Here is a 21,360-nt window from a genome sequence, read left to right as displayed (position 1 = left end):
CTATTGCCAGGAGTTGCGGTTGTCAACGCGTCTTACCCGTTTCACCGGTGCCGTTGTGTTGTCTGGATTGACTTGTCTGCTTGCGCCTTCCGCACGTGCCGAGGAGGCCGCGGTGGAAGACGCGGACATGCTCAAGGTGGGCGGGGCGCTGCGTGTCAACGCTTTCTACAAAACGTGGCTTGGCGAGGAAGACAATCGAAACCGTGGCGGTGACATGGCTTTCGATACGTTCCGTCTCAACGTCGACGCCAGACTGTCCAAGATTCTGCTGTCCACCGAGTACCGCTTCTACGCGGGCTACTCCATGCTTCACCACGGTTGGGTGGGGTATGAGTTCACCAAGGCGACTCAGCTCCAGTTGGGCGTCCACCGTGTGCCATTCGGCATCCTGCCGTATGCCTCACACAACTGGTTCTTCTCCCTGCCGTATTACATGGGCATGGAGGACGACTACGACATGGGCCTGAAGCTCGTCCATACCCAGGGGCCCTGGGACCTCCAGTTCGCCTTCTACAAGAGCGACGAAGGCAACTTCACCGGCCGGAGCACGGACAGCGCGCGCTACTCGTACGACGTGGTGCAGGTGAACAGCTCCAACCCGACCGAGGCGTACCTGGGCGTGGACAGCGCGAACCATGAGAGCAACAAGCTCAACGCTCGCGTGGCCTACACGTTCCAGCATGGTGATTTGGGGCGGACCGAGGTGGGCGTCTCGGCGCAGACGGGGCAGATCTACAACAGCATCACCAAGCGCAACGGCTTGAACTGGGCCGGCGCGGCGCACCTGGATGGTTACTACGGTCCGTTCAACCTCCGGTTGCAGGTCCTGTCGTACGGCTATGACCTGAAGAACCCGGAAGAGCACGACTCCTCCATCGTGACGATGGGTGCGTATGACGCGCCCTACAAGATGGCCACGCGGGGCACCGTCTACGCGGCGGGGCTCGCGTACGACGTGCCCGTGGCGTGGGGGCCCATCTCCAAGCTGACCTTCTACGACAACTTCAGCCTCTTCGATAAAGCCAACGCGGCCTTCGAGACGTCGATGCAGAACGTGCTGGGCATGCTCGTCACCGCGGGCCCCGTCTACACGTACGTCGACATGGCGAGCGGAAAGAACCAGCCGTGGCTGGGGCCCGCCTATGGCCACGCGCTGGCCGAGGGCGACCCGAACGCGGATTGGGAAACGCGCTTCAACATCAACGTCGGCTACTACTTCTGAGGTCCCCATGGAGAAGATAGAAGTCCGCGGCCTGCGGAAGATTTACGGCGGGAACCCGGAGCGAGCCATCGCCCTGCTGGAGCAGGGGCGGAGCAAGCAGCAAATCCTGGAGGAGACGGGTTGCACCGTGGCCATCCAGGAGGCTTCGTTCGACGTGAAGGCCGGTGAAATCTTCGTCATCATGGGCCTGTCCGGCAGCGGCAAGTCCACGGTGCTGCGCTGCCTCAACCGCCTCATCGAGCCCTCCGCCGGGAGCGTGCACGTGGACGGCGTGGACGTCACGAAGGCGGACAAGGCGGGCCTGCTCGACGTGCGGCGCCGGAAGATGGCCATGGTGTTCCAGAACTTCGGCCTGCTCCCGCACCGCAGCGTCATCCGCAACGTGGAGTACGGCCTGGAGATGCAGGGCCTGGAGCGGCGTGACTCCCGGCCCAAGGCGCAGCACGCGCTCGAGCTGGTGGGCTTGAAGGGCTACGAGGAGAAGCTCCCCCGGGAGCTCTCCGGCGGCATGCAGCAGCGCGTGGGGCTGGCCCGGGCCATTGCCACCGACGCGGAAATCCTGCTCATGGACGAGGCCTTCAGCGCGTTGGACCCGCTCATCCGCCGGCAGATGCAGGACGAGCTGCTGGAGCTCCAGTCGCGGATGAACAAGACCATCGTGTTCATCACCCACGACCTGGACGAGGCGCTCAAGCTGGGCGGGCGCATCGTCATCATGAAGGACGGCCGCATCGCGCAGCTCGGCACGCCGGAGGAGATTCTCACGAGCCCGGCGGACGACTACGTGCGTGCCTTCGTGGAGCACGTGGACCGCACCAAGGTCATCACCGCGCGGACCATCATGCGGCGGCCCGAATCCGTGGTGCACCCCAAGGACGGGCCCGCGCTGGCCGTCAAGCGCATGCGCGAGTCGGGCACCTCCACGCTCTTCGTCACCAACCAGGCGCGAAAGCTGGTGGGCGTGGTGCGCATCGAGGACGCGCTGCGGCTGATGGCGGAGAACAAGCACAGCCTGGACGGCATCCTCGTCACGGATTTGCCCACCACGTCACCGGACACGCCGCTGTCGAAGCTGGTGGCGGTGGCGGCCACCACCCAGATTCCCATCGCGGTCGTCGCCGAGGACCAGTCCTTCCTGGGCATCGTCAGCCGCGCCACCTTGCTGGCCAGCATCGCGGGGGAGAAGAGCTGACATGAGCACACTGAAGATTGGAGAAGGCTTCGAGGAGCTCATCGATTGGTTGGGGGAGCGCGGCGCGCCCGTGTTCGACGCCATCCGTTCCGTTCTCTCCGCCTGCATCCAGGGACTGGAGTCCGCGCTGCTCCTGCCGCCGAGCTACGCCATCATCGCGGTGTTGATGGTGCTGGCCTGGCGCTTGTCGGGCCTGGGCACGGCGGTGTTCACCGCGCTGGGCATGCTGCTCATCCAGGACATGGGGCTTTGGCAGGCCACCATGGAGACGCTGGCGCTGGTGCTCAGCTCGGCGTTGGTGGCGCTGGTGCTGGGAATCCCCCTGGGCATCTGGGCCGCCTACAGCCGGACCGTGGAGCGGGTGCTGCGTCCCGCCCTGGACCTGATGCAGACGATGCCCGCCTTCGTCTACCTCATCCCCGCGGTGCTGTTCTTCCGGCTGGGCAAGGTGCCGGGCGTGGTGGCCACGGTCATCTTCGCCATGCCTCCCGCCGTGCGCCTCACCAACCTGGGCATCCGCCAGGTGCCCGCCGAGGTCGTCGAGGCGGCCATCGCGTTTGGCGCGACGCCCCGACAGACGCTGCTCAACGTCCAGCTCCCCATCGCCATCCCCACGCTGCTGGCCGGGGTGAACCAGACCATCATGCTGTCGCTGTCCATGGTGGTCATCTCCGCGATGATTGGCGCGGGTGGCCTGGGCGAGCAGGTCCTGAAAGGCATCACCCAGCTTCGCATCGGGCTGGGCTTCGAGAGCGGCATCGCGGTGGTCATCCTGGCCATCGTGCTGGACCGTTTGACTCATGCGCTGGGCAAGCCCCGGACGCGCTCATCATGAAGGAGACCCGCACCATGAACCTGTCCTCTCTCCACCGGCTGCCCCTGGTGCTCAGTGCCGTGGCGGGGCTGCTCGTCGCTCCCGGTTGCAAGCAGGAGAACAAGGCGCCCGCGGCGGAAGGCGCCGAGACGGCCGCGCCCGCGAAGAAGCCCGTGGTCCGCATCGTCTATGTGAACTGGGCCGAAGGCGTGGCCATGACGCACCTGGTGCAGGCCGTCCTGGAAGACAAGATGGGCTACCAGGTCAAGACGACCATGGCGGACGTGGCGCCGGTGTTCGCCTCGCTCGCCAATGGCGACGCGGACTTCTTCCTGGATAGCTGGCTGCCCGTCACCCACCAGAGCTACATGGAGCGCTTCAAGGGCAAGGTGGTGGACCTGGGCGTCAGCTATGACGATGCCCGCATCGGCCTGGTGGTGCCGGCGGACCTGGACATCAACAGCATCGAGCAGCTCAACGGCAAGAAGCAGGCGCTCAACCAGTCCATCGTGGGCATCGACTCCGGCGCGGGCATCATGACCACGACGGAGAAGGCCATCGAGGCGTACGGGCTGGAGCTGAAGCTGGTTCCCTCCAGCGGGCCGGCGATGACGGCGGAGCTCAAGGACGCCGTCGCCAAGAAGCGCCCCGTGGTCGTCACCGGGTGGAAGCCGCACTGGAAGTTCGCGCGCTGGGACCTGAAGTTCCTGGAGGACCCGAAGGGCGTCTATGGCGCCAAGGAGTCCATCCACACGCTGTCGCGCGTGGGCCTGGAGAAGGACCTGCCCGACGTCGCGGCGCTGCTGCGCAACTTCAAGCTGGATGACCAGCAGCTCGGCAGCTTGATGGGCGCTGTCGAGGACGCCGCCGGCACGCCGGAGAAGGCCGTGCGTGAGTGGATGAAGCAGAACCAAGCGCTCGTGGACGGGTGGATTCCCAAGGCCTGAGCCCCCCTGTGCGCACCCCGGGGCTTCGTGCCCCGGGGCGTGCGAGACATCACCCGATGTCGCCGTTGCAGGCCCAGCCCGTGCCGTCACAGACGACATCGCCCGGGGCTGTCGCCTTGGGCTGTTTTCAGTTGCCGCGTCGGGTGTCGTTCAAGATTCCGCTGCGAGTCTCCAGCGAAATGAGCTGTCGAATCCCTGTCCACAGTTGCCGGTAGATGTCTCGCTCCGTCACGCCGAGCCGGGTGGCGTTGGAGATGTCATGGATTCCATCCTCGGCGTCGGAGTGTTCTCCGTGCAGGCCGCGCACGGCGAGCCCCAGGCGGGCGCAGCGGGCGTGGAAGTCCGGGCGGCGCGACAGTCGCGGCAGCCGGATGAGCACCGAGGCGCGCATGGCGGTGCCCAGGTTCGTGGGGCACGCCGTGTGGTAGCCGAGCCGTGAATCCCGCGCGAAGTCGAGCTGCTCGCCGAGGACGTCCAGCGCCGACTTGAGGCGGTGGAATGCCTCCGCGAGCCCGGAGCCCGACTGCATGCTGATGATGCGCAGGGCGTCTTCCTCGCCCACCCAGACGATGAACCGCATGTCGGTGCTGTGGAAGATGCCACGGTTCCGGGGCCAGTCCCGGTTGACGCCCGCGCTGTCCAGGAAGCGGTCCCCGGGCTTGAACAGGAAGTGCTGCTCCACCCAGGCCCGTCGCTGGACTTCAGAGAGGCTGGCCAGGGGGTGGTACTCGCCCGCGAGTTCTCCCTTCAGGCCCGAGAGGACCTGGACGACCTCGGCCTCCAGCTCGGCGCGGGCGCGGGCACCAATGGCGGGAGGAAACGCATACCGGGCGAGGTTCCGGCCGACCCGAATCCGCGTGGAGAGGATGAACTCGCCCGACGGGTCCAACGCCTCCTGGGGGAGCCCTTCGAGCGAGAAGTCACTCGGATGTCCATCCAGGTCGTAGCCAGAGTGGTCCCGGATGATGGGGTGGAGCAGCGGTGAGAACAGGGCATAGGTCTCACTGTCTCCCGCGTAGACGCCCATCTGGGAGTCCTCGTGGTCGAGGCCGCTTTGAATGGCCCGCCGCAGTGTCCAGCCGTTGCGCGTCGTGAGTCTTTCGAGCCGGGATTTCAGCTCGGGTGTCAGGTGCTTGTGGAGCAACATCGCGGCGCCGGTTGAGCAGGACATGTGCCACCGGGCCGGATGTTTTAATGTGAGTGATTCTCCAGACTTGGCGTGGCGTCCGCGTCCATGACACGTGTTGCTGACGTGTCAGCCCCAGGGGTGACACGTCAGCCATGGACCACTCACCGGTGGTGGGCCGGTGAGTGGTGCGCCTCGAGGACTACCGCGCCTGGAGGCGAGGCGGCAGGTGCGGACCGAACTCGATGATGTCGGCCTCCGGGTGCGGCACGGGGGCGTACTTCAGCGAGGGGACCTCCGCCCAGCGCCGCACGGTGTCCTGGGCCTGGCCGCGCGCGGCGGCGGGCAGCCGGGCGATGGAGGCGCCGTGGTTGCCGCCCGGGACGATGAACACCGGCGAGTCCTGGGCATCTCCAATGGGGAACGCCGCCGCCGTCCACGGGTCCAGATCCCCGTAGATGAACATCACCCGCTGGCCCTGGGTGGTGAGCCAGTCCGCGATGTCCTGCATGGCCTGGGGCCGGAACACGACTGGGACGCCCGGCACCGAGTACACCGGCGCGATGCCCGTGTTGGGGTGCTGGATGAGGCTGCCCAGGTGGGCCTCGTAGGGCATGGGCCACCCCAGCTCCAGGCTCGCCTGGAAGTAGTACGGGTGGTACGGCGTGATGCCATTGGCGGTCCCGTCCGAGAACGTGGCGAGGCCCACGGTCCAGTCCAGCATCTCCATCAGCTCCTGGCTCGAGGCCTGGGCCGTCGGGAAGTACTGGCAGTTCGCGGGGCTGTCGTACTGCCAGAAGGCGAAGTACGACTCGATGGCCAGGTGCTCCAGGGCCCGCTCGAAGCCCAACTGGTTGTACGTCAGGCCGTATTGCGTGGCGTGGCTGCGCAGCAATGACAGCATCTCCTCCCGCCGCTCCAGGACGGCCCGCTGGAAGGCATGGATGCGCTCGCGGCACCACTGCAGCTCATCTCCTCCCACGGTGGCCTGGAAGGCCGGGAAGCGCTCGTCATCGGCCCGGGCCAGCGGCGCCACGTAGGCCACGGTCGCGTACACGTCGTTCGGGTAGAAGCGGCGGTAGAAGACCATCGTCTCGCCGCCCTTGCTGCCGCCGGTGGAAATCCAGCGCGCGGTGTAGATGGGCTTGAGCGCCTCGACGATGCGGTGGAAGTCATCCGCGGACTGCTTGATGGTGAGCTGGCTCCAGTCGGTGGGCACCGGGCGGCTCGGCTCGAAGAAGCGGTGCTCGAGCGAGAGCTGGTTGCCGGCGACCAGCGTCGTCAGCTCACGGCGGCCCGCGGACAACGACACGTAGTAGCCACTGGTGTGGAGGACCATGGGCGCCGAGTCCGAACGGTGCAGCAGGCCCATCCGCTGCTTGAAGCGCTGGCACTCCGGGCGAGCGTGGTCGGCCGGCTGGTCATACTCCATGACGAAGAAGCGGTGGCCGGCGGGCACGGCGACGCCGGAGGGGTTCTCCGCCACGGTGAGGCCTTGGATGGCGCGCAGCCGGACCAGGATGTCCTGCGTCGGGTCGGAGACGACCGTCGGGTCCCCCGGAGGCGGGGAGCCCGCATCCGGCGGGCCGAAGGGGCACTCGGGGGGCTCGGTGCCGCCGTCACCCGTTCCGCCGTCGCCGCTGCCCGCGTCCGTGGGCGCGGAGCCACCGTCCTCGGCACCCGCGTCCCCAGGCTCCGTGCCGCCATCCTCCTCGCCAGTCCCCGCGTCGCCAGGCGCCGTGCCGCCATCCTCGGTGCCCGCGTCCGCGGGCGCGGAGCCACCGTCCTCGGCACCCGCGTCCACGGGGGCGGAGCCACCATCCTCGTCGCCCGCGTCCATGGGGCCAGCGCCAGCGTCCTCTTCGCCCGCGTCGACAGGGCCGGAGCCGCCGTCCTCGTCGCCCGTGCCGGCGTCCTGGTCACCCGCGTCGACAGGGCCGGAGCCGCCGTCCTCTTCACCCGTGCCCGCGTCGTCCGGAGGGGTGCCCGCGTCGTCAGCGCCCGCGTCTTCCGGCGGCGTGCCGGCGTCGTCCTGGCCCGCGTCCTGGCCTCCATCGGGCGTCTGCTGCCCCGCGTCCGGTGTGGGCGTGGGCGTGTCGTCACCGCAAGCCGTCTGCGTCAACAGCAACAACAGCGGGAGAAGGAAGAGCATGGAGCGGGACGGACTGCCTGGATGGAACATGGACCCCTCTGGAAATGGCTCCGGACGTGCGAAGGCCAACGCTGGCAGACATTAACGCACGGCGCGCCGACACACGTGGCGGAAGCGGAGAGCGCCCATCCGGCTGAAGATTTTCAACGGGGCGCTGTCTGACGGCGGCGGACGTGAGTGCCTTGCCGGTGTGCGCGCCCACGCGGTGTAATGCCGTACATGTCCCAGAGCGTGACCTTCGCTGTCGATACCGTGAAGCCCGCTGTGCTGCCGTTGGGGGAGTTCGGGCTCGAGGAGGCCCTGAAGGGGCGCCTGGACGCGAAGGTGATGGGGGCTTCCCATGTCGCGGCCCGCTTCGTCCAGCCGGTGGACACCCATCCGCTCGTCGCCGCGGTGCACCTGGCCTTCAGTGGGCATCGACCGCTCGTCCTGTCCCCAGACATTCTCTGGATCACCATTGCCCAGGGATTCGCCCTGCATGTCATCCGCAACGCGGAGGCCTTGCGCTTCGACCTGGTGAGCCACGGGGGCCGCATGCGCCTGTCGGTGGTGCGTGACCCGGCCCAGGAGGCCCTCACCTCGGACGACTTCTGGCCCGGCGTCGTGGACGAGTTCTCCGCCATGATTCAGGGGCACTCGCCCGCCATGCATGACTTGATGGTGTGTGACTTCTCCACGACGGGGCCCGTGGAGCGGGTGGTCAGCCAGGTCGTGCTGATGGACGCGATGCGCGAGTACTTCGACTACGTGGTGGAGTGCATCTGCGGCATTCCCACCGTCACGCTCGAAGGCACGCCAGAGGACTGGCGCAAGCTGCGCGACAAGGTGGGCCAGCTCCCCCGGTACGGCTTGGAGGTCTGGGCGAAGCAGTTGCTGCCGTTGTGCGACCAGTTCATCCGGGCCTCCGAGGGAAACGCGGACCGGGCGTTCTGGCGTGCCATCTACAAGCTGCACGACGCGTATGGTGAACAGACTTTCAATGGTTGGATTGGAAAGCTGTTCCCCTTCATACGCAACGATTTGACGGGGGCGTATGACGTGCCCAATCCGATGCTGGAGCCCGAGGACTCGGAGGAGGGGGACGCCGCGGATGACGTTGTCTCTCTTTCCTGCAACCGTCTTCCCACGGGCCTGTCCCGGGTGCCCATCACCCTGGAGGTGCTCACCGACAGGGGCCCGGTCAAGGCGCGGATGGCGCTGACGGCGGGCTTCATGGGGACGGGGCAGAATGCGGACACCCTGGCGTTGAGGCCGGTGCCCGGTTGGGTCATCCACGAGGACCTGGGGCTGGATGCCATGCTCCGGCGCATCCAGGACGAGCATTCCATGGCGCCGCCGCTGCCCGCGGACCGCTATGACGCCTGGCGGTGGGCGTGGGGCGAGACGTGTGGATTGCACGCGAACATCCAGCAGCTCTATGCCGCGTGTGATGGGGCGTCACTCTTCGGCGAGGGCCCGGAAGCGGCGTACCTCATCCGCCCGGCGGAGGAGCTGGAGTGCCGTGCTGGAACGCGCTGGTGGAATGCCCGACGTCCAGGCCCCGGGGGCCCGGAGCATCCGAGGGGGTGGACGCGTTTCTGTGACGTGGGCGCGAACGGCTTCCTGGTCTTCCATTTCAAGGGCGAACGCGGCGACGCGCTGCCCATCTATTGGGTGAAGTCGCCTCGGGACTCGCACGCGGTCCGCGTCGCGGAGTCGTTGGCGGAGTTCCTCCACAGGGCGCTCAACTCGCAGGGGCGCGTGTACTTCCTGGCGCCGGACTTCTCGCCCGGAGAGCGCGTCGAGCTGACGCGGTGAGCGGGCCGGGGGGCGGTTACTCGCGCTGGAGCAGGAAGGTGGCGGTGCCCGCGACGGCTTCACGGGGCTTGCCGAGGGAGAGGCCTCGGAGCGCCCTGTCGATGCACCGCGCGAGCGCTGAAGGCTGGTTCGGGTTCAGCCGCGCTCGCAGCACGACGCCTTCGGGGGAGTAGTCCAACGCGTAGGTGTCCTGCCGGCAGGCGGCGTCTTCTCCGATGCGCGCGTAGCACGTGTCGAGCGCGGGCGCGCGCAGCTCGACGGACTCCGCGACCCAGCCGTCGCTGTACGCATGCGGCGCGGGCGCGGCGGCACCTGGACTGTCCTGGCGCGGCGCCTCGAGGACCCGGACGATGGAAGGCTCCTCCGCGGGCGCCATTCCGGACGCCGTCACGACGAGCCCTCCCGTCGCGGCGAGTCCCACGCCCAGCGCGCCGCCCAACATGAGGACGCTCTGCAGCCGGGCCCGTGGAGGCGTGGCGGCGCCGTGCGCCGTGGCGTCGGGGGCTTCGTTCGTGGCCACCTCGGGGGCGGCGGGCGAGGTCTCGACGGCGGGCTGCGTGGGCGCTTCGGCTGGGGCGGCGGGCGTCGTCCACGGCTCGAGCGCCTGGGTCAGCTCCTGGGCGTCCGGGAAGCGCGCGGCCGGGTCCTTCTGCAGCGTGCGCTCCACCACCTGGGAGAAGCCATCCGGCACATCCGCGCGCACGCCGCTGAGCGGGGCGGGCACGTTGTGCAGCACGGCGGAGAGCAGCGCCACGTTGTCCGCGACGTCGATGGGCCGCTGTCCCGTCACCATGTGATACAGGCAGGCACCCAACGAGTAGATGTCCGCGCGTCCGTCCACGGGGCGGCAGCGGACCTGCTCCGGGGCCATGTACGACGGCGTGCCGACCCAGGCGCCGGACTCCGTGCCCAGCGCCTTGGCGTCGTCTTCATGCATGAGCCTGGCGACGCCGAAGTCCAGCAGCTTCACCTGGAGGGCCTCGGTCCCCGTGTCGACGACGAAGACGTTGTCGGGCTTGATGTCGCGGTGGATGACGCCGGCCTGATGCGCCACCGTCAGCGCGCGCGCCACCTGGTGGGCGATGAGGGCCGCGCGCGCCACTGGCAGCGGGCCCTCCTTCTTCATCAGCGACTTCAGCGTCTGTCCCTGGAGCAACTCCATCACCAGGAAGGGAGGCTCCTCCGGCTCATCCTGGAAGTCCGTCACCTCGACGATGTTCGGATGCCGCACCCCCGCGGTGGCCTGGGCCTCGCGGCGGAAACGCGCGTGCACCGCGGGCTCGCCGACGAGGTGTTGCTGGAGCACCTTGACGGCGACGGTGCGCCCCGTGTCGAGCTGCTCCGCTTCGTAGACCGTGCCCATCCCTCCCACGCCAATGCGCCGGCGCAGTTGGTAGCGCTGGCCCAGCACTGTCTCGATGGTGGATGAGCGGCTCATGACGCGATGTGTATACCTGAGCTGGAAGAATAACGCCGGAGTGCATCCATCCGGTGAAGGATGCCGCACCGGTGAATTCGCGGAAGGCCGTTCGCTCAGGGGCCTGCCGGGATTGTAATTGTTTCAGGAGTTTCACAGGGGTGTTTCACCCGGGGTCTGGGTGACCCTTCCACTGGGAGGTGGGCCGCAGGGCTTGACGCGCCGCGTGCGCGCGTTCTTCTCGAGGCCTGGGCTTTTTCGCTTTCTGAGACGGGTTTCGCGAAAGGTTTCCTGGACTTGAAGGGGCCCGGGTGGAACGTGCGCGGGCCTCGCACTGCACCGTTGACGCATGAGCGTTCGCTCATTTCTATGGCCTCCTCATCTCGCAAGGGAGTCGTCGTGGCTGGCCAGACGGTGGAATTGACCCAGGAGAACTTTGACCGCATCACCCAGGGGGCTGGGGTGTGCGTGGTGGACTTCTGGGCGGAATGGTGTGGCCCCTGTCGCAACTTCGCGCCGACCTTCGAGGCGACCGCGAAGGAGTTCCCGGCCATCACCTTCGGGAAGCTCGACACGGAGGCGCAGGAGGCGATTTCCGGCCGCATGGAGATTCGCTCCATCCCCACGCTGGTGGCCTTCAAGGACGGCGTCGAGGTTCGGCGTGCCTCGGGCGCGATGTCGGCCTCGGCGTTCACGACCTGGGTGAGCAAGCTGGGCACGGTGGACCTGGCCGTCGAGGCGCAGCGGGCGAAGAACCGCAAGCTGACGGAGGAGGGGACGCCGCCGTTGGGCGTCTCACCCCACGCGGAGTGGGATGAGGGGGACCAGGAGTGGTGCTTCGGCGACAAGGACGAGGACGGCGAGAAGCACGGCCCCTGGAAGTACTGGCGCGCCGACGGAACGCTCTGCAACGAGTGCATCTTCGTCCACGGCAAGCCGCAGGGTCCCTTCAAGCGCTTCCATGAGAGCGGCGAGGTGTCCCAGGACGGCGCGTTCGAGAAGGGCAACCTGCACGGCCCTCGCACCTGGTACGCGTCCGACCAGTTCACCACCGAGCGGATGCATGAGAACGGCGTCTGCGAGAAGGTCCGCCGCACGGTGATGGTCTACTCGCACGGCCGCGTGACGCAGGTGCTGCACTACAACGGCGAAGGCGAGCGCGTGGTGCCCTCCACGGGCGTGCCGTACCCGTCGCGGCCCGCGAGCCTCCCGGAGAAGGCGGAGTACCGCGAGGACCTGGACCAGTGGTCCCTGGTGTCGCTCAACGCGGCGGGGGAGCGCCACGGGCTGGCCCAGTTCTGGGACCGGGATGGGGACCTCGTCTGGGAGGGGGAGTTCCAGGAGGGCAGCCGCCACGGGCGCTATCACTCGTCCGCGGAAGGGGAGTACGCCGACCCTCGCGTGGAGTTCGACGAGGGGGAGATGGCGGATGGCTTCGCCTGTGGCACGTGGAAGCTGCTGGATGCGGACCGGAAGGTCGTGGCCACGAGGGACCTGGGCGTGGCCCAGGACCACGAGACGCTCGATGCCTCCGAGGTGTTCTCCAACCTGCCGCGGAGCGCGGAGGCCTGGCGCGAGTTCGCCGAGCAGGCGCGGGCCGACCGCCGCTATCGGGAGGCGCTGCTGGCCATGGCACGCGCCAGCGCGGTGTCCCTGGACGTGGCGCCGTTGAAGGCGTGGCTGGAGGCGCTCACCTTGCCGCGTTCGGAGTCGAGCGCGCGGGAGCACGCCGATGGCGTGATGAACGGCGCGAGCGATGAGCGCGCGGCATTGGCGGACGCGCTGGTGCGAGGCGCGGAGCCCGCGACGCTGCTTCGCGGGCTGGCGGTGCTTCACGACCAGGCGGACTGGCCCCGGGCGGGTCTGGATTTCATCCTGGCCGCGATGCTGCTGGCGCCGGAGCGGCCCGCGTATCTGTTCACCCGGAGCCTCATCCTGGCGAACCTGGGGCTGGGCGAGCAGATGCGGAAGGACGCGGAGGCGATCGCGCCTTACGAGCCGGATTCGGAGAAGTTCCTCTCCGCCTACGCGCGGGTGCTGTTCCCTCGGTTCGACTTCTGGGCGGGGCGCGAGCCCGCGAGCTGCACGTTCACCGAGGTCCCCGACGCACCCTCGAAGGAGCTCGACGCGGTGCAGGTCGTGGTCCGCAAGTACGCCACGCGGCTCCAGTTGCTGCGCGCGGAGATTCTCTCCCGCTTCAAGCCCGGCGCGGACGTGCCCTGGCTGCCGCCCGACGTGTCGTCCCTGCTGCCCGACGGGCCCGTCGAGTTGGAGGAAACGGAGACCGAGGACTCGGATGGTGACGCGGTGCCCATCGACGAGACGCTGTCCACGAAGGGAATGGGGCTGCCGGCCCTGTCCCGCGCGGTCCGTGGCGAGTGGAGCGCGCTGGTCTGGCTGCTGTGGGCGTGCGGGGAGCAGGCGGTGCGGATGCCGGACGCGGTGTCGCCTCCGGCGGACTTCGGCCAGGCGGCGGGCCAGGCGACCCAGCGGCTGTGGCAGTGCCGCAACCGGCGGACCCGTGGTCGGCTCGACCCGGATCTGCCAACGTTCGATTTCGAAGGGGTCGCCCTCCAGGAGTTGCATCCCAACCTGGCAGGGATCGCCGAGGAGCAGTACGCGGAGATGCAGGCGATGTTCTTCTGGCTGACCGAAGCGGACCACGTGTCGCCGTGGCAGGCCAATCTGAGGGGGTAGTCATGAAGCGGATTCGTCAGACAATCGAGGTCTCCGAGCCCCTGTGGCGGGCGCTGGAGTTGATGAGCCGCGACATGGGCGTGGACCGGGATGCGCTGGTGGCGCAGGCCCTGTTCCAGCTCGCGCGTCAGAATGGCTATGTGGCCCCCACGGTGGTTCCGTTGCACGGGGATGCGCTTCCCGAAGCGGGCGCCGTCAGTGGTACTGGCGCACCCGTGGCCACCGTGGCCGCGAGTCTCCAGGTCGCGGCCACGCGCGTGGTGGAGCGCTCGGAACCCGCGGCGCCTCCGGCGGCCGTTGCTTCCGTGCCTGTCGCTGCCGCGGTGGCCGTTGCTCCCGCGCCCGTTGCGGCTCCAGTGACCGTTGCCCCTGCGTCGAAGGTGGTTCCCGTGGAGGTCGCTCCTCGGCCTTCGCCTGAGGCGGAGTCGGGGGCTGATGACAGTGATGCGGAGGGCGCATCGCTGGCTTCGTCGGCGGATGCTGCCGAGGCGGACACGGCTTTGGACGAGGACGCCGTCGAGGAGCCCGTGACGGAGCCCCCTGGGAGCGCCACGGCTTCGCCCGCGGCGGTGCCGGAGATCTCTCCCGAGCAGGTGCGCGCCCGAATGCAGGAGATTCTGGCGGAGGTCGAGGCCTCCGTGGAGCCTTCGGAGGGGCTCGGCGCGGATTCGTCGGAGGACTCGGACGACGATGAGGACTCGGATGACGATGACTCGGACGACGAGGACTCGGACGACGACTCGGATGACGACTCGGATGACGACGAGGACTCGGATGACGAGGACTCGGATGACGAGGACTCGGACGCCGATGAGGACTCGGACGACGAGGACTCAGACGACGACTCGGATGACGACGAGGACTCGGATGACGACGAGGACTCGGATGACGAGGACTCGGACGCCGATGAGGACTCCGACGACGAGGACTCGGACGCCGATGAGGACTCGGATGGCGAGGACTCGGACGACGAGGACTCGGACGCGGATGAACCCGCCGCGAAGCAGGATGTGTCCGATGTCGACCTGGAGGCGGAGCTTGCCGCACTGGGCGTCGTGGACCCACCCACGGACGCAGCTCAGGCGCAGGCCCAGGCCGAGGCTCCAGCCGCGACTCCCGTCGCCGCGCGTCCGCTCGTTCCCCGTCCTGTGCAGAAGGTTCGGCCCGCCGACGAGGCCGTGACCATCTCCGCGGACCACGCGGCGGAGACCACCAACGTCGTGCGAGCCCCGGCGCCGCTGGAAGTCTTCATCCGCTGGGCGCAAGGCACGCCGGTGGCCATCTCCTCCGAGCGCTTCACGATTGGCCGAGGGCCTCGTTGCAGCCTCGTCGTGCGCTCGGAGCGGGTCTCCCGGGAGCACGCCGTCGTCACCCGCGTGGGGGACGAGGTCTTCATCGAAGACCTCAACTCCTCGAACGGAACCTGGTTCAACAACGAGCGCATCACGAAGCAGCAGGTCTCCGACGGTGACGAGTACATGCTCGGCACGGAGGCTGTGTCCTTCACGATGCGTTCCGCGGATGAGTGATGGCTCGGGCACGCCACGCTGTTGAACTCACCGCGCGGTAACGAAGAGGGGCGCGATGGCGTTGAGCAACTGGCTGCCGAGCAAGGACGAACTCGTCGACATTCCCGTGGATGTCGGCGAGCGCGTCGCGCAGGTGGTGGAATGGGCTGACCCGTCGAAGAACGACGCCAAGGCGGGCAGCCGACCCTACGTCTGCAATGGTTGGGAGGATGGGTACGTCGTCTACTGAAAGCTCGGTTTCTGGCAGTGGCTGGCGACGGGTTGGCGGGACGTGGAGTCTGTCATTCAATACGCAGGACCGAGACAGCTCCGGGGCATTACCCGCGTCAGGATGCTCACTGGGATTCAGGCCGTGCTGGGTGGCTGAGGAGTCCTCGGTGTTTTCGTTTTCGGCTTGGCTCGAATGGGACCGCGCGCCAGCCTGTTTTTTCCGATGCCATTGGTCGTGTGCCTCTTTTTCTGGGCGCGTTTGAGCACGAATGTCCTCCGAGATGCGGAGGCGCTGCGTCGTCCATTGAGCGCACCTCCATCCGCGGACGCGGCGCGGGGCCTGGGGCTGGACCCCGGAGCGGCCGGCACTGAACGCGACCGCCGGAGCGCGGCCATCCAGGGCCAACGCCTCGGCGCGGACGCGTCAGGCGGGGTGCTGACGCGTCAGTTCGCATGACGGTCGTGTCAGTCGCCCCGCGAGGGCTCCGTCCGTGCCGGGCTTTACCCTGGGGCTGCTGTTCGTTGACGTGTCATTCGTGACTGCTGACGTGTCAGTGTTCGGCTGACGTGTCTGTTTGGCGTGTCTTGGTTTGTGTGGCTTTTGAGGGGCGTTTGTGTATGCTGCGCCGCCCCCCTGAAAGGAAACCCATGAACCGACTTCTGCGTCGCTGTTCGCCGCGCGGCCTGCACGTGCTTTCTCGCTGTTTGACGTTCGGCGCCGCGCTGGCCCTCTCGACTTCGTGTGCCACGACGGGAGGCGTTGGCCCTGTCGAGCCGGGCACGACCCTCTTCCTCGGAAAGGTCCTCACCCTGGATGACCAGGGCACCATCGCCGATGCCGTCCTGGTGGACCCCCTGGGTCGGATCTTGAAGGTGGGCACCGAGGACCAGGTGCGGCAGGGGCTCAGCTCCGCCGTGGAGGTCGTCCAGTTGAGCCCTGGGCAGGTGTTGATGCCGGGGTTCATCGACCCCCACCTGCATGTGCTGCCAACGCTGATTCAGAGCATCATGGGCACGCACGACCTGGCGCCGTGCCTGCCTCCGCCCTACCGGGTGGATCCGAACGTGGACTGCTCATCCCGCGCGGACGTGCTGAGCGCGCTCGGCGGGATGAAGCTGTCCCCTCAGTTCGCGGCGAGTGACAAGGCGTTCGTCCTGGGCATGAACCTGGACCCGTCGAGGCAGGCGTTCATCACCACCGAGGCCTGTGCCAAGGGTGGGCCCGCCAGCTTCATGGACAATCCGATGTTCTACCTGGATGCCTGTGTGACCAAGGACCGCCCGGTCCTCATCCTGGACCAGTCCGGACATCTGGCGTACGCGAACGAGAAGGCCTTCCAGGCCGTCTGTGGTGGCCCCATGGATTCCTGCCAGCCCCCGGCCTCGGTCGGAGATGGCGGCGGCGCGTGGGTCAAGGACCCGAAGACGGGCAAGTACACCGGGTTGCTTCAGGAGGCGGCTGGCTACGGGCCGTTCATGGCCGCGGTCGGGAAGGGGCTGCCCATGGAGTTGATGCAGTCAAATCCGACGCAGCTCCTCAAGGGCTATGAGAAGGACATCCTGCAGGCCATTGAAGGGATGCGGAAGGCGGGCATCACGACGGTCGCGGACGGCGGCCTTCAAAGCGTCTCGCAGATTGACGCCGTGAAGACGCTCGCCTCGCTCCCTGGTTTTCCCCTGCGGGTGACGGGGCTCGTCGTCCGGGATGTCGCCGTCAACAAGGCGCTTCGTCCGACCGGTCCCGCCTGCGTGCCGAGCGCGGAGAATGATTGCCGGCTGCCGAACTGGCTGGGCGCGGGGGGCATCAAGATCTGGGTCGATGGCTCGACGCAGGGCTGCACCGCGAAGCTCGGTGCGCCTTATCAGTACCTCGCCGGCGGCCACTGTGACGGTGCGGGTGAGGGGCGTGCCGACTTCTCCGGGGCGGCGGCCATCGAGGAGGATTTGCGCGCGCTCTGGTCGACGGGAGACTGGCGGGTTCAGATGCATGCCAACGGCAACGAGGCGAATGAGTGGGCGCTGGATGCGTTCTCTCAACTCCAGCAGGAGAAGGTGCTGCCGCACCGCGTGCTGCTCATCCACAACACGGTGGGCGAGGAAGCGCTCACCCAGCGCATCGGTGACCTTCGTCAGGGCAAGGGCACCCACCAGGGCAAGGCAGTGCCGGCGCTGGACATCGAGGTGACGCACCTCATTGGCCATGTCGCGTACTGGGGTGATGCCTTCGTGTCCATGCTGGGTGCGGACGCCGCGAAGAACATCGACCCGATTGGGTTCGACAGGAAGTACGGCGTCCCGTTCTCGCTCCACAGCGACTCCATGGTGTCGCCGCCGCGCCCGCTCTGGTTCGTGGAGCAGGCTGTCACGCGCCGCACCTGGGCCTACCCTGACTTCCAGAAGAGCTACGTGCTGGGCCAGGAGCACGCGGCCACGGTGGAGGAGGCCCTGCGCGCGGTGACGTCGGTGCCCGCCCGGCACCATGAGCTCGATGGACTGCTCGGAAGCATCGAGCCGGGCAAGGTGGCGGACTTCGTCGTGCTGAGCGCCAACCCGCTCGACTACGACCCGGCGAAGGGCGGCGACCCGACGCAGATCAGCCGCATCCAGGTGCTTCAGACGTACCTCAACGGCAAGGCCACCGGGGCCGCGCACTGAGAGACGTCCGGGGCCGCGCCTCCCTTCCCTCCTGGGTGAGGGAGGCGCGAGCCGTGGCGGTTACTCCAGGAGCTGCATCAGGTCCGCGCGGGTAATCGCCGTGGCCCCCGAGGCGCCGCCGAGCGCGGCTTCGAAGAGCTCGCGCTTCTTGGCCTGCAGCGTGAGGATTTTCTCCTCCACGGTTCCCTGGGACACCAGCCGGTACACCATCACCGGGCGCTGCTGACCAATGCGGTGCGCCCGGTCCGCGGCCTGGGCTTCCACGGACGGGTTCCACCACGGGTCCACGAGGAAGACGTGGTCCGCCGCCGTGAGGTTGAGTCCGGTGGCGCCGGCCTTGAGCGAAATCAGCATCACCGGAGGCCCCTTCGGGTCCTGGAACGACGCCGCCACGCCGCCGCGATTGGCCGTGCTGCCGTCCAGCCGGATGAAGCCGATGCCCGCCTCCTGAAGCGCGGGTTCGATGAGGTCCAGCATGGACGTCCACTGCGAGAAGACGAGCGCCTTGTGTCCGTCCTCCACCGCCGTCCCCAGCGCCTCCACCAGGGCCTGGACCTTGGAGGACGTCTTCGCCTGCTGTCCCGGAACCAGGGCGGGGTGACATGCCGCCTGACGGAGCCGCAGCAGGGCCTCCAGCGCCTTCAGGACGCTGCCGCCCGCTTCGAGCTGCGACACCACCTCCTCGCGCGTCGCCGAGTAGACGGCGTCGTAGACGGCGCGTTCCCGTTCGGTGAGGGTGACGTGGCGCACGGCGTCCGTGCGAGGGGGCAGCTCGGGCGCCACGTCCCGCTTGAGTCGGCGCAGGATGAAGGGGCGGATGCGCGCGCGCAGCCGCTCGGCGGCGCCCTTGTGGTTGTCCGACACCGGCCGTGACCAGCGCTCCTCGAACTCCTTCCGGCCGCCGAGCAAGCCCTGGTTGGTGAAGTGCATCAGGCTCCAGAGTTCATCGAGCCGGTTCTCGATGGGCGTGCCGCTGAGGGCCAGCTTGAAGTCCGCCTGCAAGCCATACGCGGCGCGCGCGACCTGGCTGTCGGGGTTCTTGATGGCCTGGGCCTCGTCGAGCACGACGGTGCTCCACTGCTTCGCGCCCAGCACCTCCGCGTCCAGCCGCATCAGCGCGTACGTCGTCAGCGTCACGTCGGCCGTCTCATCCAGCGAGCGGCCAGGGCCGTGGTACACGGACACCTTGAGCGAGGGCCGGAAACGCCGGACCTCCGCCTCCCAGTTGGGCAACACGCTGGTGGGCGCCACCACCAACGTTCCGGGGCCCAGCGTGCAGATGGTCTGCAGCGTCTTGCCCAGGCCCATGTCGTCCGCGAGCACGCCGCCCAGGCCCGCCTGCCGCAGGAACGTGAGCCAGCTCACGCCCTGGAGCTGATACGCGCGCAGCGTCGCCGTGAGGTCCGGGGGAAGCCGCGGCTCGGGTAGCTTTTCGAACCCCTTCACCAGGGGCGCCAGTCGCTCCAGGCCCGGCGGGGAGGGGTGCTCCAGCGCCTCGCACAGGCCCGTGAGCTGCGGAATGGCGTGGTTGGCGAGCCGGCCATCGCGGCCACGCGCGGCGAGCAGGTCCGCCACGCGCTGGCCATGGGACTTCAGCCACTCGGCGGGCAACGGCGCCCAGCCGCCGCCTTCCAGGGGCACCAGTCCGAGGCCCTCTTCCCAGGCGCGGAGGACGGCCGCCGCGTCCACCGTGCGGGGGGACTCCCGGTCCTCGCCCTCCACCTGGAAGTCGAACGCGAACCCGACATGGGGCACGCCCTCCTTCACGGCGCCCGCGTCCACCTTGAGCACGGGACGGAGCTGCACGTTCGGGTTCGTCACCACGGCCGCGCCGTCGCCCGTGAGTCCCCCGCGCCAGCGCCGCAGTTTGTCGGCGAGCTGCACGGCCTCCTTGCCCTGCACCGTCACGCGCCGGCCCGGGGCCAGGTTCAGTTCGTCGCGAAGCTCGTGGATGAGCAGTTGCTCGGCGGCCTCGTCGCGCACGGGCGCGGCGCCCTTCAGGTACACCATGCGCCCGCTGTCGATGCGCACGGTGGGCGGCGACCCGTACACCAGCGTCGGCAACACGGAGAGGCCGGTGTCGAGCTGGTTCAGCTCCAGCGAGATGCGCGGCTTCAGTGTTCGGTCGATGGGCGGCAGACGCTGACTGCGCACGTCCACGGGCATGCGCTTCGCGATGTCCGGGAGCACCTTGCCCGTCAGGTCGCCCATCTGGTGCGGCGCGAAGGCGCGCTCCTGCGGCAGCTTCTCCATCCACGCCCCCGTGAGGCCCTGCTCGCCCAGGGGACACAGGGTGCCGCCGCACAGCGCGATGCCGGCGCTCACCACTTCGGTGAGGCGCGAGTCCTTCGCCACCTTGAGCACCGTGTTCTCACCGCGGTCCTCCACGGTGACGTGGGGCATGAGCGGCTCGCTCGTCACGGACACGAGGGCTCCGTCGAAGAGCACGGTGCGCGCGGGCTCCAGGGCGCGCAACAGCGCGGTGAGCCGTTCAGGAGGGAGCGGGCCGCGGGTGGGCTTCGCCAACAACTTGTCCGCGACCACGTCGCAGGGCTCCACCTGGATGCGGGCCGCTTCCACGGGGTTGGCCACCAGCGAGGCCAGACTGCGCGCGAGCAGTCGCGCGGTGTTGTCTGGCCGCACCACGAGCCGCTCCAACTGGAGCCCGCCGTCCACGCGCTTGAACCGGTACACCATGCGCTCCGGCTTGGGCGCGCTTCCGACGTGTGTCGCGGGCCGGGCCGGAGTGCTCGCGCCGGGCCGTGACGCGGGCGTGGCCGGGCGCGCCGCGGGGGCACGTCGCGCGGTGGACTGCTGGTGGAGGACCAGCGCCGCCGCCACCACGTGCTCGCAGGGGTCCACGCGGCCACGGCAGTCGCACTCCCAGATGGCTTCATCCAGGTAGAGCACCGTCTTCACGGGCGTGGGGCGCCCCGCGACGCGGACGCGCAGCACGGCCTCTTCGTCATCCACGGAGTGGACGGAGACGGCGCCCGCGCGAGCGAGGCCGCTGCCGGCGGTCCAGGTGTCCGGGCGCGCTTCCTCCCGGACGGCATCGAGCAGTTCCGCGGTCGCAGACATACGAGGCCGCTTCCCTATCCCCACGCGGCGTCACGCGCAACCCGGGGACGGCCTCGCGTCTGGAGCGCCGTGACCGAAGGGGCGAGCCCCTTGCACTCAGCGCGCGTTCGTCGTGAGGGCGCGTCCGCGTTCGCCATGGCGCGCGTGGGCTTCGTTGAAGGGCGCCACCTTTTCGGGCGGCAGGGCCAGGGGCCAGAGGAGCGCTGCCCGAGCGCCGCGATGCGGAGCTGCCCCACGGGCACGACGCGAGGGGCAAGCTGCCGGGCGCGCTGGAAGGCCTTTCCTGGCCGCGGGCGCATGTTCCGCTGGCATCGGCGTGTTGTCGTTGGGCCCCCGGCCCAGGGCGACACCCCAGACGCACCTGGGGGCGCGGCGCGGACCCGCCCACGGGTTCACGAGACGGTTGCCCGCTGTGTCCCGTTGCGTTGTGCGCCGCCGTGGCGAGTTGCCTGCTCGAAGTGACGCTTTGCGAGCACATCGCTTGCCTGGGTCCGATGAAGGTTGGGAACAAACGCGCGGTG

The 21,360-nt window shown here is 68.6% G+C and carries 13 protein-coding genes; 9 read left to right on the top strand and 4 right to left on the bottom strand.

All coding sequences use genetic code 11. From position 1 onward, the window contains the following. The first annotated feature begins 127 nt into the window (after positions 1-127). From A176_RS23185 to A176_RS23170, 4 genes are read left to right on the top strand one after another with little or no spacing between them, the layout of a single operon-like run. Positions 128-1,222, top strand: coding sequence for a hypothetical protein (locus A176_RS23185; RefSeq protein ID WP_420811438.1), 1,095 nt, complete (start codon positions 128-130; stop codon positions 1,220-1,222). Between the two features lie 7 nt (positions 1,223-1,229). Further along, positions 1,230-2,414, top strand: a complete 1,185-nt coding sequence (locus A176_RS23180; protein WP_002636309.1) for a quaternary amine ABC transporter ATP-binding protein — start codon at positions 1,230-1,232, stop codon at positions 2,412-2,414. A 1-nt stretch (position 2,415) separates the two neighbouring features. Next, positions 2,416-3,249 (top strand): ABC transporter permease, encoded by an 834-nt coding sequence (locus A176_RS23175; protein WP_002636308.1) that lies wholly within the window; start codon positions 2,416-2,418, stop codon positions 3,247-3,249. 14 nt (positions 3,250-3,263) lie between these two features. Beyond that, positions 3,264-4,175 carry a glycine betaine ABC transporter substrate-binding protein gene (locus A176_RS23170; protein WP_002636307.1) on the top strand — a complete coding sequence of 304 codons (912 nt, stop codon included), beginning with the start codon at positions 3,264-3,266 and terminating at the stop codon, positions 4,173-4,175. Positions 4,176-4,302: 127 nt separating this feature from the next. On the opposite strand, the gene A176_RS23165 is transcribed toward A176_RS23170, so the two are convergent. Next, positions 4,303-5,346 carry a phosphagen kinase gene (locus A176_RS23165; protein ID WP_226993965.1) on the bottom strand — a complete coding sequence of 348 codons (1,044 nt, stop codon included), beginning with the start codon at positions 5,344-5,346 and terminating at the stop codon, positions 4,303-4,305. Between the two features lie 157 nt (positions 5,347-5,503). After that, entirely contained in the window at positions 5,504-7,453 is a 1,950-nt protein-coding gene (locus tag A176_RS23160; protein ID WP_226993964.1) for a S28 family serine protease, read from the bottom strand. 219 nt (positions 7,454-7,672) lie between these two features. On the opposite strand from A176_RS23160, the gene A176_RS23155 reads away from it, so the two are divergent. Beyond that, positions 7,673-9,250: a DUF4419 domain-containing protein gene (locus A176_RS23155; protein WP_044890771.1), complete on the top strand. Its 1,578-nt coding sequence runs from the start codon at positions 7,673-7,675 to the stop codon at positions 9,248-9,250. A 16-nt stretch (positions 9,251-9,266) separates the two neighbouring features. Here A176_RS23155 and A176_RS23150 read toward each other — a convergent pair whose 3' ends face one another. Then, the gene (locus A176_RS23150) at positions 9,267-10,688 is read right to left on the bottom strand and encodes a serine/threonine-protein kinase (RefSeq protein WP_002636303.1); all 1,422 of its coding nucleotides are present in this window, start codon (positions 10,686-10,688) and stop codon (positions 9,267-9,269) included. A gap of 378 nt (positions 10,689-11,066) precedes the next feature. Here A176_RS23150 and A176_RS23145 point away from each other — a divergent pair, with 378 nt between their 5' ends. The 4 genes from A176_RS23145 to A176_RS23135 all read left to right on the top strand — a co-directional run bounded on the left by A176_RS23145 (position 11,067) and on the right by A176_RS23135 (position 17,758). Further along, positions 11,067-13,364, top strand: a complete 2,298-nt coding sequence (locus tag A176_RS23145) for a thioredoxin domain-containing protein (RefSeq protein WP_002636302.1) — start codon at positions 11,067-11,069, stop codon at positions 13,362-13,364. 2 nt (positions 13,365-13,366) lie between these two features. Next, a complete protein-coding gene (locus tag A176_RS23140; protein WP_002636301.1) occupies positions 13,367-14,893 on the top strand; it encodes an FHA domain-containing protein in 1,527 nt (508 codons plus the stop codon). A gap of 55 nt (positions 14,894-14,948) precedes the next feature. Continuing rightward, the gene (locus A176_RS39110; protein WP_002636300.1) at positions 14,949-15,122 is read left to right on the top strand and encodes a hypothetical protein; all 174 of its coding nucleotides are present in this window, start codon (positions 14,949-14,951) and stop codon (positions 15,120-15,122) included. Between the two features lie 629 nt (positions 15,123-15,751). Continuing rightward, positions 15,752-17,758 (top strand): amidohydrolase, encoded by a 2,007-nt coding sequence (locus A176_RS23135; RefSeq protein ID WP_044890744.1) that lies wholly within the window; start codon positions 15,752-15,754, stop codon positions 17,756-17,758. Positions 17,759-17,818: 60 nt separating this feature from the next. Here the strand turns inward: A176_RS23135 and A176_RS23130 are convergent, their stop codons facing one another. After that, complete coding sequence (locus A176_RS23130) at positions 17,819-20,839, bottom strand: DEAD/DEAH box helicase (protein WP_002636298.1); 3,021 nt, start codon at positions 20,837-20,839, stop codon at positions 17,819-17,821. Positions 20,840-21,360 lie beyond the last annotated feature (521 nt).

The organism is Myxococcus hansupus (assembly GCF_000280925.3).
Taxonomy (GTDB): Bacteria; Myxococcota; Myxococcia; order Myxococcales; family Myxococcaceae; genus Myxococcus; species Myxococcus hansupus.
The sequence above is the reverse complement of the archived record's forward strand: the minus strand, read 5'-3'. Positions and strand labels throughout refer to the sequence as shown.